This window comes from Marinitoga sp. 1155, from assembly GCF_001021175.1.
Taxonomy (GTDB): Bacteria; Thermotogota; Thermotogae; order Petrotogales; family Petrotogaceae; genus Marinitoga.
Map to the genome: position 1 here is coordinate 1 of NZ_AZAX01000036.1, position 2,229 is coordinate 2,229.

2 protein-coding genes are annotated in these 2,229 nt (G+C 20.9%); both read right to left on the minus strand.

Going from position 1 to position 2,229, the window contains the following annotated elements:
* A partial coding sequence (locus X274_RS09800) for a hypothetical protein (RefSeq protein ID WP_047266653.1) occupies positions 1-553 on the minus strand: 553 nt, incomplete at its 3' end.
* 37 nt (positions 554-590) lie between these two features.
* Positions 591-1,520, minus strand: coding sequence for a hypothetical protein (locus X274_RS09805; RefSeq protein WP_047266654.1), 930 nt, complete (start codon positions 1,518-1,520; stop codon positions 591-593).
* Positions 1,521-2,229: the final 709 nt, after the last annotated feature.

The following is a 2,229-nucleotide window of genomic DNA, read 5'->3' on the forward strand; positions in this document are numbered from 1 at the left end:
ATGTAATCTCTGCATTTTCCGGATATTTAATTTTTTTAAGTTCTTCCTCATATATACGTTTTTCTATAACGTCATCTTTAAAATTTAACGTATATCCCACTACCATTGGATTTATTAAATACACATTATATCCATATTTGGTTGTTTTTATATTTTTATATAATTTATCTTCATCATCTAAAGAACCGAGTATATTAAGTATTATTTCTTCTTTTTCTAGTTCTTTATAATATTCTCTCATTAATTTTTCAACTTTTTCAGAATTTAATACATGTTTTCTTCTTTCTTCTATCATTTCATTCAAATATTCCCTTAATTTTTCTTTAGGTTGATAATAGTAAAAATGATATTTTTCATATGATTTATTGTAACTATCATATTTTATTCTTGCTTCTCTCATTGAGGAATAATATTTTTCAAGTATATATATTGGATTAAAGTATAAATTATAGGCTGTTTTTAATGGGAAATACGATATTATTATTAAAATTATAAAAACTATAAATTTAAAACGAAATTCACTATTTTTCCAATATTCCAAATAATCAAACATAAAATCTCACCTTTATTTTTTGAAAATTTTTAATTAATTACGGTATTTCATACCATACATAATATGTACCGTTATTTATATATGTAAAATAATTTTCCTTTGCTATTAATAACAATTTAGAATGATTACCATAATTCAATGATTTTATTTCTTTAACATTTCTTTTTACTTCTTTTCTTTCAGCTGGTTCGCTTCGAGTTTCATATACTCCATAATTATAATATTTATAATATGATCTACCTTTTATTTCTACAATTACATTAGCATAATGTAATTCAGCTATTGCAAAAATCTTTTCCCAGCTTTTTATCCATTTTCCATTTCTGTTTGAAATATAATGTATAACATAAATTCTTTTTTGCTCTCTTCGCCATTCTTGGAACTTTTTCTTTTTTTCAATTTTAAAATTATTTTTTAAATAAGAATAAAAATCATTTCCGTATTGTATTAAATCTTTAATTGGTTCTAGTTTTTTAGCAATTATTGAAATTAATTTATTTGTTAAAACACCTGTAAGATAATCCACTGTATTTGAAAATATATCGCTGGAAATTTGGCCTATAGTAGGACCAGCTTCCACTGTATCAATTCTATATCCATAAGTATATTGTCCTGGATCCAATTGATCATATAATGAAAACTTTTCTTTTTTATTTTTTGCTGAATTTAGGTAATCTTCAAATGTAAATATTTTATTTAGTGGAAGTGATTCTTTTGTATGACTAATATTATTATAATAATAATATATTTTATTTGTAGAAACTTTTTGTCCATCAGAGTTTTTAATAGAGTAAATTTTTTCATCTTTTATTTCAAACGTATAATCTATATTACCTTTATTATCAAATATTTCCTGTTTTGTTAACTCACCATTTTCAAAATAATTTTTAAATACCAAAATATCATCTTTAGTATAATACTCGGAGGTTTTAATATTAATATCATTTTTTAAAAAGGTTTCTGGCACTTTATTATTTTCAATATTTTTTTCCTGTTTTTCTATCTTAGTACATGATATAAAAAAATACTGATAAAAATTATTAAAATATACACTTTTACCGTTTTTTTCATTCTCTCCCCGCCCTTTAAACTTTTTTGATTTTATAATTTTTCATAAAATCCTGATATCAGAATCACTCAGTCGTCTGATAAATGAAAATTTTTTTGATATAATATCTGATTAGATGCATTTAATTAATGTTTTCTAATGATTAGTGTGTAATTAAAAATTTTTTTAAATTTTTCTCACTTATTATATATGATTTATTTAATAATATTATGATCAATATTGCGAATTTTATAACTTAATAATTCATAATAAAATTTTATGAATGTATAATTTTTATATTATGTTACTGAATAATTAAAAGATATTATTTCCACTTATTCAATTCACAATAATTTTAGCAAAAAAAAAAAAATAGTCAACGATATAAAGTAAATTTTGAGTAAATTTATAATCAACTTTTCTTTTCTTAAATTTAATAAATTTACATAATTATTTTATCACCTGATATATTTTTATGGTTAAGTTTTTGTTTAATATATTGATGCAATTTTATATTCTCGCTATTATTTGATGTTAATGATTAATTGATTTTATAGATTAATCTTGAAAATATTGTGTATATGTAAAAACAACTACAAGAATGTTAAAAAAAGGGATTAAGAATTAG